This is a genomic window from Arthrobacter sp. R4 (assembly GCF_051365025.1).
Classification (GTDB): Bacteria; Actinomycetota; Actinomycetes; order Actinomycetales; family Micrococcaceae; genus Arthrobacter.
This window is the reverse complement of record NZ_JBLWIJ010000023.1, coordinates 48,338-62,883: the sequence shown is the minus strand read 5'-3', so window position 1 is coordinate 62,883 and position 14,546 is coordinate 48,338. Positions and strand designations below refer to the sequence as shown.

General features: G+C 60.3%; 12 protein-coding genes. 8 read left to right on the top strand and 4 right to left on the bottom strand.

What is annotated here, in order from left to right:
• Positions 1–66 precede the first annotated feature (66 nt).
• The gene (locus ACLKOZ_RS15395) at positions 67–687 is read right to left on the bottom strand and encodes a response regulator transcription factor (RefSeq protein WP_436476231.1); all 621 of its coding nucleotides are present in this window, start codon (positions 685–687) and stop codon (positions 67–69) included.
• Positions 688–911: 224 nt separating this feature from the next.
• Here ACLKOZ_RS15395 and hpaC point away from each other — a divergent pair, with 224 nt between their 5' ends.
• From hpaC to ACLKOZ_RS15380, 3 genes are all read left to right on the top strand, one after another.
• Complete coding sequence (gene hpaC / locus ACLKOZ_RS15390) at positions 912–1,430, top strand: 4-hydroxyphenylacetate 3-monooxygenase, reductase component (RefSeq protein WP_066285255.1); 519 nt, start codon at positions 912–914, stop codon at positions 1,428–1,430.
• Positions 1,427–2,746: an amidase gene (locus tag ACLKOZ_RS15385; RefSeq protein WP_436476229.1), complete on the top strand. Its 1,320-nt coding sequence runs from the start codon at positions 1,427–1,429 to the stop codon at positions 2,744–2,746. The genes hpaC and ACLKOZ_RS15385 overlap by 4 nt, the downstream gene beginning before the upstream one ends.
• A 98-nt stretch (positions 2,747–2,844) precedes the next feature.
• The gene (locus ACLKOZ_RS15380) at positions 2,845–4,275 is read left to right on the top strand and encodes an MFS transporter (protein ID WP_436476227.1); all 1,431 of its coding nucleotides are present in this window, start codon (positions 2,845–2,847) and stop codon (positions 4,273–4,275) included.
• An 86-nt stretch (positions 4,276–4,361) separates the two neighbouring features.
• Here ACLKOZ_RS15380 and ACLKOZ_RS15375 read toward each other — a convergent pair whose 3' ends face one another.
• A complete protein-coding gene (locus ACLKOZ_RS15375) occupies positions 4,362–4,628 on the bottom strand; it encodes a hypothetical protein (RefSeq protein WP_436476225.1) in 267 nt (88 codons plus the stop codon).
• A gap of 209 nt (positions 4,629–4,837) precedes the next feature.
• On the opposite strand from ACLKOZ_RS15375, the gene ACLKOZ_RS15370 reads away from it, so the two are divergent.
• From ACLKOZ_RS15370 to ACLKOZ_RS15355, 4 genes are all read left to right on the top strand, one after another.
• Positions 4,838–5,941 carry a mandelate racemase/muconate lactonizing enzyme family protein gene (locus ACLKOZ_RS15370; protein ID WP_436476223.1) on the top strand — a complete coding sequence of 368 codons (1,104 nt, stop codon included), beginning with the start codon at positions 4,838–4,840 and terminating at the stop codon, positions 5,939–5,941.
• Positions 5,942–5,972: 31 nt separating this feature from the next.
• Positions 5,973–6,263: a muconolactone Delta-isomerase gene (gene catC, locus ACLKOZ_RS15365; RefSeq protein WP_436476221.1), complete on the top strand. Its 291-nt coding sequence runs from the start codon at positions 5,973–5,975 to the stop codon at positions 6,261–6,263.
• Between the two features lie 52 nt (positions 6,264–6,315).
• The gene (catA, locus tag ACLKOZ_RS15360; RefSeq protein WP_436476219.1) at positions 6,316–7,164 is read left to right on the top strand and encodes a catechol 1,2-dioxygenase; all 849 of its coding nucleotides are present in this window, start codon (positions 6,316–6,318) and stop codon (positions 7,162–7,164) included.
• A 171-nt stretch (positions 7,165–7,335) separates the two neighbouring features.
• Positions 7,336–7,569: a hypothetical protein gene (locus ACLKOZ_RS15355; protein WP_436476217.1), complete on the top strand. Its 234-nt coding sequence runs from the start codon at positions 7,336–7,338 to the stop codon at positions 7,567–7,569.
• A gap of 506 nt (positions 7,570–8,075) precedes the next feature.
• Here ACLKOZ_RS15355 and ACLKOZ_RS15350 read toward each other — a convergent pair.
• Positions 8,076–10,232 carry an amylo-alpha-1,6-glucosidase gene (locus tag ACLKOZ_RS15350; RefSeq protein WP_436476215.1) on the bottom strand — a complete coding sequence of 719 codons (2,157 nt, stop codon included), beginning with the start codon at positions 10,230–10,232 and terminating at the stop codon, positions 8,076–8,078.
• A 787-nt stretch (positions 10,233–11,019) separates the two neighbouring features.
• Here ACLKOZ_RS15350 and ACLKOZ_RS15345 point away from each other — a divergent pair.
• Entirely contained in the window at positions 11,020–13,182 is a 2,163-nt protein-coding gene (locus tag ACLKOZ_RS15345) for an amylo-alpha-1,6-glucosidase (RefSeq protein WP_436476213.1), read from the top strand.
• A gap of 335 nt (positions 13,183–13,517) precedes the next feature.
• Here the strand turns inward: ACLKOZ_RS15345 and ACLKOZ_RS15340 are convergent, their stop codons facing one another.
• Positions 13,518–14,543 carry an ATP-dependent 6-phosphofructokinase gene (locus ACLKOZ_RS15340; protein ID WP_436476211.1) on the bottom strand — a complete coding sequence of 342 codons (1,026 nt, stop codon included), beginning with the start codon at positions 14,541–14,543 and terminating at the stop codon, positions 13,518–13,520.
• Between the last annotated feature and the right edge of the window lie 3 nt (positions 14,544–14,546).

The window sequence follows — 14,546 nt, the reverse complement described above, 5'->3', positions numbered from 1 at the left end:
AGGCCGGCCCTTGGCCCGCCCTCGCTGCGTCTTGTGGTCCTTGGAACTATGGAAGACCTCCCCGGATCAGTTCACTGGTACATCATGTTGCAGGATGTCCCGGACGAGAGTGGCGATACTGTCTGCCCCTGTCTTGGCCTTGATCCGGGTTCTGTGCACGTCAATTGTTTTCACGCTGGTACCCAGCCTTCGGGCAATGTTCTGGCTCGGCAGGCCGTCGATAACTAAAGCCAGTATTTCCCGCTCCCGCGGAGTCAAACCGGCAATCCGTTCCTTGATTTCCCGTCTGCCCCGGTCCGCTTCGAAGCGCTCCTGAGCCAGCTCCATGGTTTCCTGGACCACGTCCAGCATGTGCTGGGGATCGTACGGCTTTTCCAGGAAGTTCATAGCACCCTGCCGCAATGCCTTCACCGACATCCGTATATCGCCATGTGCCGACACGAAGATGATGGGAATCGGCGAGGAAACCTGATTCAAAGTCTCCTGCAGCTGGAACCCGCCCGTCCTGGGCATCCGCACATCCAGCACCAGGCATGCCGGAAGTTCCGGATCGTATTCGGCAAGGAACGTGGCCACGTCGTTGTAGATGCGTGACTTGATGTTCACCGACTCCAGCAGCCACGAAAGTGAGTCGCATAACTCCTGATCGTCGTCGACGATGTAGACGAGAGCTTCGGATGAATCCATGGATGACGACCTTGCAAGGGGGAAATGGGCTTCTTTGAAGCTACCTAGCCCGTAACCCGGTAGTCAACGAAGACGCCCGTAAGGATGTCACCTATTTATCTAAGGCGAACGCTAAAGCATGCTGGGATAAATCGCAATACTCATTAGCCGGGAATCAACCTAATTTTCTCTCATAGGTATTCACGAAACGACCGGTACCCGGTCACGGCGGTTGGAGAAACGAAATGCCCGAACTATCCCAGATCCAAAAAGACTTCCGCTCAGCGATGGCCCACCTTCCGGCAGCCGTCAACGTGGTCACCACCGACGGCCCCCACGGCCGCGTAGGCATCACCGTCAGCGCGGTCTGCTCTGTCACGGACGCGCCGCCCACCGTCCTCGTATGCGTCAACCAGAGCAGTGCCACACACGACATCTTCAAGAATAACGGCGAGATCTGCATCAATGTCCTCAGCGGGGAACACGAGGAACTTGCCCGCCACTTCTCAGGTGCGACCAAGGTGCCCATGGAGGAACGCTTCGGATGGGACATCTGGGAAAAGGACGCCGGAAACGTGCCGGTACTGCGGGACGCACTGGTGAAAATTGTCGGCCGTATCAGCGACCGCAGCACCCAGGGATCCCACTCGGTGATCTTCGTTCAGGTAGACCGGATTGAGGTCCAGGAGGAGCGTGACAGCCTCGTTTACTTCAAGAGGCAGTTTCATCGCCTTTCCGTAACCCCGGAGCTGGTCGCAGTTTGAACTCCCCCAACAGCCTGCTGGAGCTGACCGCCCGACTCCGAGACGGGATCGTCACTCCCCATGACGCCGTCGCGGAAAGCCTCAAACGGATCGCTGACACGGAAGAGTCAATTAGGGCTTGGGTGAGGGTGGATGAGGAAGGCGCCGTGGGGCAAGCATCCGCCCTCAAAACCGCCGGTGGCCCGAAAGGGCCGCTTTGGGGTGTTCCCGTTGCAGTGAAGGACCTTATCGACGTCCAAGGCCTGCCGACGGGGTGCGGATCTCCTCTCAAAGGCGGTGTTGCTGCTCAGGTTGACGCAGACTGCGTTCGTCTCCTGCGCGAGGCCGGCGCTGTGGTACTTGGTAAGACTGTAACAACCGAGTTCGGCTACTTCAGCCCGGGCCCTACCCGCAACCCCGTCAACATTGAACACACCCCCGGCGGCTCTTCCAGCGGCTCAGCAGCAGCCGTCGCAGCCGGCGTGGTTCCGCTGGCCCTCGGAACACAAACCGCCGGATCACTAACCCGCCCCGCCTCCTACTGCGGGGTTGCAGGCTTTGTCACAGCGCACGGACAGTTCTCAATGACCGGCGTTACCGGACTGAGCAAATCCTTGGATTCCCTCGGCTTACTGGCCCGCAGCGTCAAAGACGTCCACTACGCCTGGGATGCCCTCAGCGGACATAAGGCAAGCGGACCTTTGGACCACAGGACTCCAGTGGATCTCTTGCTCTGGAACGGCAGCGGGCTGGACGAGCTAACCCCCCATATGGCAGAAGCGCTGCAACACACCTCCTCACTGCTTAGCAACGGCCATCAAATCCACCTCACCGAGTGGGCAGACCACGAACTGATCCGCGACTTGGCCAATGACCATGCCACCGTCATGGCTGCAGAAGCCGCCGCCGAGCGCTCCGACGAGCTCAGGAACGCCGAAGCGCTAAGCAAACCCTTCATCGATCTCCTTGCCACGGGCCGCGGCATCAAGGAAAGCGAATACCATGCTGCCCTCGCCCGCATCGCCGCCGCCCGCCGCAAATTCCTCGCGCTGATGGAGAGATTCGGTGCAGTCCTGGGGCCGGCGGCCCTGGGGCCGGCGCCACTCGGCATAGATGCGACAGGAAGTCCCATCCTCAGCCGCCCCTGGCAGGCGATGGGCCTGCCAGTGGTGAGCATCCCCGGATTACGCAGCCCATCCGGTATGCCCCTTGGTTTGCAACTCACCGGCGTCCCCGGCCGGGAACCACAGCTCTTCGACATCGGTGAACGCATCGAAGACGCCCTCCGCGCCTCGGCCGGGCACCCGTCCCAACCAGTTTTGACCCACCAGCAGTAGAACTGCTGCTTCCTCACCCACCCCGACACACAGAGGTAGATATGACATCCTCACCTGCAAAACCAGGAACCCTGGCAGAAGCGGTTCAAACTGGCCGCATGAACAAGCGGGCGTGGCTGATCACAGTCATGCTCATTCTCTTCCAGATCATCGCCTTCGCCGACAAAGCCGTCCTTGGACTCGTGGCCCAACAAGCGATCCCTGAACTAGGTATCAGCACGGTACAGTTCGGCTTCATTGGCAGCGCCTTCTTCTTCCTGTACGCCATAGCATCGGTACTCCTGGGCATATGGGCAGGCAAAGTCCCCATCAAATGGGTGCTTCTGTCCATGGGCCTCAGTTGGGCGATCCTTCAATTTCCCATGCTCTTCGGCGGTGGCGCAGCAGTCCTGCTCGTTACCAGAATCCTCCTTGGCGGTGCCGAAGGACCAGCTACAGCCATTTCACTCTCATCAGCCCATTCCTGGTTCCGTCCCGCGGACAGGTCCCTGCCCAGCAACCTCATCGCCATCGGCTCCACCCTCGGGCCCGTGGTCGCAGCTCCCCTCCTCGCTGTCATCATCGTCAATTTCGGCTGGCGGTGGGCCTTCGGCGTATTGGGAATCATTGGACTTATCTGGACAATCACCTGGTTCATCCTGGGAGGGGACGGCCCATACGGCGGCAAGCGAGGCAAACCAGCCCCCAACGCCTCCGCCGTTCCCGAATCTCAGGCAGCTGCCAACCCGGAGGTTCATGCCAGCGAGACGGAAGCGGGCTCAACTGAGCAGGACAAACTGACGGGAATCGATCGTCAGAAGCGCGTTCCATGGCGCGCCATCCTCATGTCGGGATCCTTCGTCGTAGCCGTATTCGCAGGATTCACCAACTTTTGGACTCAAGGGTTCCTCACCACCTGGTCCCCCAAATACCTCGCGGGAGTTGTCAATCTCTCTCCCGAAATGGTCGCCGTGTTCTTTACTTTCCCCTGGCTCTTTGGAGCCGCCGTCCTGCTCGGCCTGGGCATCCTCGGTCGCTACCTCATGAGGCGGGGCGTCAGCGTCCACAAAGCCATCGGCGTGCCCTTTGGTGTTTCCCTTGCCGTGGCTGGAGCGTCCTTCCTCCTCTTGCCCGCAACAACAGGCGCGGCGTCCGTAGCTCTACTGACGATCGCCGCCGGGTGCAGTGTTATCTACCCCATGGCCCCCAGCGCCATGGCCTATGCGGTCGGCCCCCAGCAGCGGCCGGTTCTTATGGCCACTCTGGGAGGCATCGCATCTGTCGGTGCCATCATTTCGCCAACAGCAGTCGGTCTCTTCATGGAGAACGCCGGCTACCGCACCCCAAGTCCCGGGCAAAAGGACACAGCAGAGATGATCGCAAACATGACCGATGGTGTTCACCAATCCTTCGGCGTGGCCGGCGCGCTGCTTCTGGTGGCCGGGATCCTGTCGGTCTTCTTCCTCAACCCCGACCGCACAGGCCGCCTACTGCAGAACAAGTACGCTATGGATGCCGCCGATGAGAGCCCTGTCCCGGCAAGCAAGTAACTGAAACAAACCGCTAGAGAGGAGTGGCTCCGCGGGAATCATCCAGCGGAGCCACTCCCTTTAACGTGCCTGGTTGCTTCTGCGTTTTAACGCCAGGCCGCGTCGGCCGTCCAGTATTCCATGCCGTTGGCGCTCATCCCATGCTGCCACTCAGAAATGCGTTTCAGCTCAGGCTCGACCAAAGCAGTGACGGCATCAGCCGCCATTGGCCCATCCTCATCCACCTGCCAATGAACCCAGTTCACTTCAAGGCCTTGCTCATCATGAACGAACAGGTCCACGTGGTGCCAGCCATAGCCAAATGTGTCCACGTAGCAGGTCAAAAACATGCGATGGAAGTTCCGTTGTCGCATCCACAGCCTCCTTAGTCTCGTTTCTTCCGAACGCTACGACGGATTTCCCTGCGGCAACAGCAGAGAAAGCTTTACTCGCCGCAGTGATAATTCGCCTGTTGGTTGCATAGCCCGCCCACGAAAATTGATGAAGGCAGGAACATGGCATCCATGCCGCCCCATCCACTGAGCCAACGACTCCATCGTCGTTACGACCAAAGGTGCTGCTGTTGAAGATAGATCGCATCGAGGCGATCCCCTACTCGATCCCCTATTCAAGGCCTCTCGCGTTCGCGAGCGGGTATGTGAGTGACGCAGAGCATGTGTTGATCCGCATTCACACGGACGAGGGAATCACAGGCGTAGCCGATCTTCCCCCACGCCCCTACACCTACGGGGAAACGCAACAATCCGCCATTGCAATCGTCGAGACCATCTTCGCCCCCGCCATTGTCGGAATGGATCCCCTGGAGCGCGGCAAGATCCACTCGATCCTGAACCGCACGGTGCACAACCAAACAGCAAAAGGCTCCATCGATATCGCACTCTGGGACATCATTGGGAAGTCCTGCGGCCTACCGGTATCGAGACTGCTCGGCGGGTACAGCGATCGCATGACGGTGAGCCACATGCTGGGATTCAAACCAGCGGCCGAACTCCTTGACGAAGCAGTCCGTATCAGGGCCGAATATGGCATCACCACCTTCAAACTCAAGGTAGGCCGCCGCCCACTCGCTCTTGATGTGGGGGCATGCCTCGTTTTGAGGGAAGGGCTTGGCTCCGACGTGGACATCTATCTGGATGCAAACCGCGGCTGGACCGCAAATGAGGCTCTGGAGGTGCTCTCACGCACTGAGGGGCTGGGTCTATCGCTGCTCGAAGAACCGTGTGACGCGAAGGAAGCCATGAGCCGGCGTCGTCTCGTCACTAAATCGGCCATTCCCGTCGTCGGTGACGAAAGCGTTCCCACCGCCGGAGACGTTTCACGGGAACTGCTCTCCGGCGGTTGCAACGCCATCAGCATCAAGACAGCACGCAGCGGGTTCACCGAGGCCCAGCAGATCCTGGGGCTGTGCACAGGGCTGGGCGTAGACGTGGTTATGGGCAACCAGATCGATTCCCAAATTGGGACCTTGGCCACCGTCGCCTTCGGTGCAGCCCACGAAGCAACGACCCGCCGGGCGGGGGAACTTTCAAACTTCCTGGACATGTCCGATGACCTGCTTTCGGAACCCCTGACCATCACCAACGGAACGATAAGTGTCCGCGGCCTCCCAGGCGTAGGGGCTGAAATCGATCCGGACCGGCTCGAACGCTACCGGCAAGACCGCTAAATGTAACTGACAAACTCCGAAGGACCTACCAATGCTCTACCTCGTCAAAATGGATGTGGACATCCCGTCTCATCTCTCTGCTGCAGATGTGGAAACAGCCAAAGCGACCGAGAAGGCCCGTGCGCAGGAACTGCAATGTGACGGGCGCTGGGTCCACCTGTGGCGTGTTGTGGGCAGGTATTCGAACTACTCGGTTTTCGATGTGGACAGCAACGATGACCTCCACGACATTCTGCAAACACTCCCGCTCTACCCCTACATGCAGATCGAGGTCACTCCCCTCGCCCAGCACCCGTCCGCACTCACCGTCAGCAGCAAATAAAACGAAAATGACAGGTTTCACCGAAGAAGCCTGACACTAAGAAGGGAAAGCCATGTCCGTAGAAACACAGGCAACAGCCGCCGATTCGGGAGCAAAGGCCACCGAACGCTTCAGGGCCAACGCGAGCTTCACATCCGAAGTCACCACGGAACGAGTCAACCGGCTCGCCTCACGCGCCATCAAGGCCCTAGTAGATACCGTCCTCGAGGAAAAGGTCACCTATGAGGAGTACAACGCCCTCAAGGCCTGGCTGATCGAGGTAGGCGAAACCGGCGAATGGCCCCTCTTCCTCGACGTATGGATTGAGCACGCCGTAGAGGAAGTAGCCAACGAAAACCGCGAAGGCAGCAAGGGCACCATCGAGGGCCCCTACTACGTCCCCAACTCCCCCATCCAGCAGAGCCCCGGAACCCTTCCAATGCGCGAATACGAGCCGGGCACGCCGCTCGTGCTCCACGGCAAGGTCACCAGCGTCGACGGCAGCCCCTTGACCGGCGCGAAAGTCGAGATCTGGCACGCGGACGATGTGGGCTTCTACTCCCAGTTCGCCCCCGGCATTCCGGAATGGAACCTTCGAGGCACCATTCTCACGGATGACGAAGGACGCTACGAAATTCACACCATCGAGCCGGCACCTTATCAAATCCCCACTGACGGGGCCTGCGGCAAACTCATCGAGGCAGCAGGCTGGCACGCCTGGCGGCCCGCCCACCTGCACCTCAAAGTTAGCGCGGATAACCATCAGTTGATCACCACGCAGCTATACTTCCAGGCCGGCGACCACCTCAGCAATGACATAGCCTCAGCAGTCAAACCCGAACTGATCCTGAACCCACAGGACAAGAGCGACGGCACCGGCAGTGAAGTCGCTTACGACTTCATACTCGCAACAGCGAAATAGCAAAACCTGCAGCAAACTAGACATGCAGCGGCACGGCCCCCAGGAATTCCTGCCGCGGCCGTGCCGCAATCTCCGTCATGAGGCAATCCCGCCAACAATAAGGTCCCGCCCAACCGAATCCAGGCGTTGTACACCAGCGGGAGCGTTCAACCACAAGGGAAATGAAACATCATGCAGGTTATCGCGGATTTCTTTGTCCACAGCAAAGCGGAAATGGAGGAGAAACTGAACGCAGCCGTCAAAGCTGCACAAACAGGAAACCATGCCCACCCTCGGTGTGGCCTTCTCGTAATGCGCCACGACTTCCACCACTTTTCCGTCGCACTCTCGCCTAAAGTTCCGTTTGGGTCCATCATCGAGAACGACTTCGCAGCCCGTCCCCACGTGTCTATCGCAATTGTGTGAGAAAACAACGAGTTCATCAATGGGGCTGCTTGGCCGATAACAGTCATAGGTGGCGGTGATGCCGCTTTGAGTGAAGATGAAGCGCCGCAGCCTTCGCAGCGTTGATGATAACTCAAACCAGTTCTCGCTTCTTTTCCGGGTCCCAGCAGTTATTGGGCGGCTTTCTTGCCATCGCCCGGCTTGTCTATGCCTCGGTCGAGGCACTGCGGACGTCGTTATGTGTGACGGCTCCGTAATCTGTTTTTGGCTTTGATGGCGGGCAGGGCCGCCGTTTACTCCACGTCAGCGACAAAGTCTTCGGACAGTCAAATGGCGCGAAAAAACTGCTGTGCCGCGAGCACTATTGGTACTCGATCTCAAAGTATTCGCACTTTGGGAACAGCAGTGAAGACCATGTGCTCAAGATCTAGGTGAACATGGGCACATTTGTATAGCCGTGCTGTCCCAGGCCATGGCAGCACGTTTTGATGCATCTCAGGCGTCTTGCACCCAGTATGGGTGCGTTGTTATGCCTTTGGGTGCAGTCTGGCCTGTTCCACGAGTTCAGTCATCCAGGGCCTGTGCCCTTGGTGGAAAGCCATCCCCTCGGGGAGTCCCTGGACGGATGGGATGGAATTGGCTATGTCGACGGTGATCCGGCTTCCGCTCATGGGCGCATTGGTGATGTGCAGGTCACCGTAGGACTCTGGGAGCACGGGATTCATCCACACCCCTCCTCTGGAAACATGGGTGTCGTAGCCCATCAGGCTGGTTATTAGCAGGATAGGCGTGGTCGCCGCCCATGCCTGCGGAGAGCAGGCCGTGGGGTAGGGGACCGGTGCTGATAGGTGATCCCGGCTGAACCCGCAGAACAACTCCGGCAGTCGGCCCTCGGAGTATTCGGCGGCCTCCAGCAGTGCCGTTGAGATTCGCTGTGCTTCGGCTAAAAATCCATAGCGCAGTAGTCCCGCCACAATAACCGCATTATCGTGCGGCCAGACCGACCCGTTATGGTAGCTGGCCGGATTGTAGGCACCCATGTCTGTGGCGAGAGTCCGCACGCCCCAGCCGCTGAACATCTCATCGGACATGAGCCGTGCGGCTACCTGGGGAGCCTTGTCTTCGTCAATGAGGCCGAACCACAGGCAGTGGCCCATGTTCGAAGCGCAGGCGTCGACCTGCCGCTTCTTACCGTCCAAGGCGATAGCGTAATACCCGCGCTCCGGCATCCAAAACTGTTCGTTGAACCGTCTTTTCAACTGTGCCGCTTGATCCTTGAGTTCGTCCCCCAACGCCTTGTCCCCGGCGTCGTAGGCCATCCAGGCTCGTGAAATATAGGCAACGTAGACGTAGGCCTGCACCTCGCAGAGTGCGATGGGAGGCTCTGCCAGACGGCCGTCGGCAAAGTTGATCCCGTCCCAGGAATCCTTCCAGCCCTGGTTGATCAGCCCGTGCTCGTTAAGGTGCTGATACTCGACGAAACCGTCACCGTCTTTGTCCCCGTAATCCCGAATCCATTCCAGTGCACGGTCTGCGTGAGGCATAAGGGCGGCGATAGTATCCGCGGCAAAGCCCCAACGGCTGACAGAACCGAGAACCGCGACGAACAGCGGCGTGGCGTCGACGCTGCCGTAGTAGGTGGACTTGCCGCCCAAGGACAGCCCGCTGGAAACGTCGAGCCGGACCTCGTGAAGAATCTTGCCAGGTTCCTCCTCGGACACCGGGTCCACGACAAGTCCCTGACGGTCGGCCAGGGTCTGCAACGTGCCCAGTGCCAAGGACGGATCCACGGGCAGCGCCATTTGTGAAGCCCACAACGAGTCGCGGCCGAACAACGTCATAAACCAAGGCGCGCCAGCGGCCACCACGACCCGCTCCGGGTGGTTTGGATCCTCAATGCGGAGCGCGCCCAGATCATCGTAACTGCGCCGTAGGGTGCGTTCGATAGACCTGTTTCCCATAAGGAGCACGGGAATTTTCGCAACCCATTCTCGCCGGCGCCGGTCACGGGGAGACAACCCATCCCCGTCAAGATGGACAAATGCTGTCGAGGAAATGGCACCCCCAATGCTCGGCAGCACCGTCAAGACCGTACTCCACTGTCCGTGCGCCGGGACAGATACCCGGTACGTCACGGCGTCTGCCGAAATGTCCGCGCCGGGGGCCTGGACGGCCATGCCCTTCCGGACATCCTGCCATGCTGCACGGACAGTTAACGCACCGCCGTAGACCTCGCGGGTTTCATCCCAGCGCCGCCGGATCCGTGCCTCTTTCACCTCGAACAGGTCCGCGAAGTCAGCCTCCACTTTAAGAGCGATCACGCATTCTGCCGGCGCTGCTGAGTAGTTGTGAACGGAAATTTGCTCCTGGATTCCGGCGCCTACTTCCCGCACGCGCTCCACTATCAACGAACTGTCCGCGTACCCGTCCGTACGGGGAACCCGGTCCACAAACAACGCCCTGTACGGCTCCTTCATCTCCGCCGCTAGTGACTCGAGCGGCTGGCTATCAACAGATAGGCACCAGCCCGAGAGAATTCGTGTGTCGTTGACGAAAAGACCGTGGGGATCTTCAGGTCGGATATCCCCATTCGGCAAAGAGATGCAGAAGCACGATCCCTCGACCAAAGTGACCGTCCCGGCTCCCAAGGGACCAGCCGCCGTGTCAGCATTCCAACCAGCCATGATCTGCTCCTCAATGCTTCGGCCCGCGACGCTACAGCCGCATCCGCCTGAAACGCCCGCTGTTGAGCTTCACCTCTCCGATGGAAAACTACGCCTGACTTTCCCCCCCCGCACCAGAGGTCCGGCGACTCCTGGGTGGGACCGAACCGACTCCGCGGGAAACCGCAGGTAACGACAGTACCGGGGGCATAAGAAGGGGTTGCATCCGCCCAGCTCATTTGGCCCCCTGCTTTTGTTACGAAACGGGAGGGTAAATCGCCCATTGCGACTCATGCTCAACGCCGTATTTCGAATCTCGTCGGGTTGAGGCACGCCCAAAGCTGACACACGGATCCTTGCCTGTTCCTCGGAACACCAGGAAACCATCTACGTTCTAACGAGAAGTCCGGCCCGCCCGCCCACAGCCGGGGATAATTCTCATAGGGTTATCCACCGCTACCGCTGCCAGGGAGCTACCCCAACGGCTCCTACTTCCAGCCGTGGATAACCTGAATTTACCCCAGCCATGGACGGATCAGAGTCGCCACCAGTTCCGGCCGCGTGATCAGCACGCACGGGTTTGCCCGGCCGAGGCAGGTTGACGGAATCTTTATTATCGGCGATCAACCCACGGGAGGCCAAGCAGTACTTTCGGGTAATTGCCGCCCACTAGCTTGACCTCCGTGAGGGTGGCATCGATTAATTTAACGGCGTAGCGTCGTGGATCAAGGGGGCAGCGTCTGCGGATAGAAAAGTAGCTGCGCGACATGCCCATTGATGCTGACAGCGGTCCTTTCAAGGAGCCGGAATGACTGGATGGAATGCAGACACCGCTGCCGGACCCCTGGGTCCGGGGACGGTTACCTTAGTGGAGGGGTCATCCTTTTGCATTTCCTCGTCGAACGGCGACATCTATGGTGAGCACCCGCACGGTGTTTTCTTCGAAGACACTCGCATCCTGTCCCGCTGGAACCTGACCGTTGATGAAGTGCCGCTGGAGCCGCTGGCAGTCAAGGTGAAGGAGCCGTATCGTGCCCTCTTCATCGGCCGCGTTCCCCGCACGGACGGGTACGCCGACAGTCCGTTGATCGTCGAACGCGTTCGAGAGCTGGGTGCGGGAATCCAGGAGCAAATCACAATCTGCAACTATTCTGCCTCCCCCACACAGTGCATGGTTGTCCTTAAAATGGCAGCGGACTTCGCCGACCTGTTCGACGTAAAGGAGGCCCGCGCCCAGCGGCGCTGGGAGGAGTCCCGCGAAGCGGACGGTGACGTGTTGATCATCCGTGCCGTTTGGCACGACGTCCGGAAGGGCGTCGTAGTCTCGGCCATCGATGCCGCCGTCACGACGGAGGCTTTAACGTACCGAGCTGTTGTCCCGCCTCACGGACAATGGCATGCTTCTCTGAGCGTGGTGCCGATCAGTGACGGGGACGGGAGGGTAGTGCCGGTTGCGAGGCCGGACGAGAGGGTTCTGTCTGCTTCCGACCTTCGCCGAGAGGAGTGGATTTCCAGGATTCCGCTGGTGCGGATGGGTAATGGCTCAATTGAGAGATCTCTTCGGCGCAGCTATGACGACCTGGGGGCATTGCGCATTGAGGACCCAAACCACCCGGACCGGGTTGTGGTGGCGGCCGGTGCCCCTTGGTTCATGGCGTTGTTCGGACGGGACTCGCTGTGGGCGTCCTTCATGGCGCTGCCAGTGGACCCGTCCCTGGCGCTGGGCACTCTTCAAACCCTGGCCGACCGCCAGGGCAGCAGGCTGGACCCGACGAGCGAGGAGGAGCCTGGGAAGATCCTGCATGAAGTTCGCCTAGGGGTCTCTACTGGTTTGGCTCTGGGTGGTAAGTCCGCTTACTACGGCAGTGTGGATGCCACTCCATTGTTCGTGGCGTTGCTGGGCGAAGTCAGCCGCTGGGGCTTCGCGGCAGACACCATCGCGGCACTGATGCCGAACGTGGACAGGGCGTTGGAATGGATCAGGAACTTTGGTGACAAGGATGGGGACGGGTTCGTCGAGTATGAACGGCTGAATGACCGGGGTCTGATCAACCAGGGCTGGAAGGACTCCTGGGACGGGATCAATTTCGCGGACGGTCGGATGGCGGAGCCGCCGATTGCGCTGTGCGAAGTCCAAGCTTACGTCTACAGCGCTTATTTGGCGCGTTCCTGGCTGGCCTACGATGCCGGTGACCTTGACGTCGCTGCTGAATGCCGCGACCGCGCGCTACATATGAAGAGGCAGTTCAATGAACAGTTCTGGATGCCTGAGCGCGGCTATTATGCGATCGCCCTGGATGGCCGGAAGCGTCAAGTCGATGCGTGCGCTTCTAACATGGGGCACTGCCTGTTTTTCGGTATCGTCGATGAGGACAAGGCCCCTCTGGTAGCTGAGCGGCTGATGTCTGCAGAGATGTTCAGCGGGTGGGGCGTCCGAACTCTCGCCAGTGACATGGGCGCCTACAACCCGGCCAGCTACCACAACGGCTCGGTCTGGCCGCATGACAACGCGATTATCGTTGCGGGCCTTATGCGTTACGGTTTCGTGGAGGAGGCCCAGCGGATTTCCACAGCTCTCTTCGAGGCGGCGGAATTCTCCGAGGGGCGTCTGCCCGAATTGTTCTGCGGCTTCACTCGAGAGCAAATAGATGACCCAGTGCCCTACCCAACGGCGTGCTCACCGCAGGCTTGGGCATCAACCACTCCAATCATGTTGATCAAGAGCCTGATGGGTTACCACGCGGACGTGCCCCGCGGCGGACTGTGGATGGATCCCATGCTTCCGAAATCATACGGCCGCTTGCACATAGCTAATGCACCTATGGGCGAGGGCCGGATCACCGTCGACGTCTCCGGCTCAAGCGTGACGGTCAAGGGGTTGCCCCCGGGCATGGCACTTCACCACGGTGCCCGTCCATGGGCGGCTGACCTGGTACAACAGCAGGCCGATACGTCGCGCAGAAAAGATTGAACCTTTGACGCTCTGGCGGTCCAGACCAGTGCAAGCAAGGGGCTGCCACTGACCCGGGCGCCCCACCCCACGTCATCTGCCAGGAGGTCTGCTCGCCGGCCCTGACCGGCAGCAAAGATTTCACCACATCTCCTGGGAAAGGCTGCAGTCAAGCCCCATCCGCACGACGGATGGAGCCCGAACCACAGGACTCCCCTGCGGGCACTCGGACCCGCCGATCAGAAACGTGGCTTCCTTGTCCTCCCGGCACTCAAAATGCTGGAGCAGCCGGCCTTCTCACAGCCGTCGCCAAGTGTCATGTAGGAGGTCCTGCAGGTCCCGGGCCAGCCGTAACCTCAGCCGAAGAGGAATGCGGCTTCGTCGTAGCGCTTCTGCGGGACGGTCTTGAGCTGGCCCAGGGCTTCCTGGAAGCCCACGTGCTCAATGTTCGTTCCCTTCAGCGCCACCATGGTGCCCCAGTAGCCTTCGACCACGGAGTCGATGGCGGCCATGCCGAGCCGTGTTGCGAGGACCCGGTCGAAAGCGGACGGGACGCCGCCGCGCTGGATGTGGCCCAGGATGGTGGCGCGGGTTTCGATGCCGGTGCGGGCTTCGAGTTCGGGGGCGAGCTGGTCGGCGATGCCGCCTAGGCGGGGCCGGCCGAAGGTGTCCAGGCCTCGTTCCGAGTGCGGGGTTTCCATGTGTTCGGGCACGAACCCTTCGGCCACCACTACAAGGGGTGCGCGGCCGCGGGCGTGGGCTTCCTTCACCCACTGGGTTACCTGGTCGATGCTGACCTTCTGCTCCGGGATGAGGATGGCGTGGGCACCGGCGGCCATGCCGGCGTGGAGGGCGATCCAGCCGACATGCCGCCCCATTACTTCGGCGATCATGCAGCGGTGGTGTGATTCGCCGGTGGTCCGGAGCCGGTCGATCGCTTCGGTGGTGATCTGCACGGCGGTGTCGAAACCGAAGGTGTAGTCGGTGGCGTCGAGGTCGTTGTCCACCGTCTTGGGGACACCGACGATCTTGAGTCCGGCGTCGGTGAGGCGCTTGGCCGCGGCGAGGGTTCCTTCACCGCCGATCGCGATGATCGCGTCGATGCCGAGGCGGTCCATGTGGGCTTTGATGACCTCGGGGCCGCCGCCCTTTTCGAACGGGTTGGTGCGGGAGGTGCCAAGGATGGTGCCGCCCTGTTTGGCGATGCCGCGGACCATGGTGCGGGGGATGTCAATGATGTCGCCCTCCACCACGCCGCGCCAGCCGTCAAGGAAACCCACGAAGTCGTGGCCATGGCTGGCGATGCCTTTCAATACGGCTCCGCGAATGACCGCATTCAGTCCGGGGCAGTCGCCACCGCTGGTAAGGATTCCAATTTTCATGCT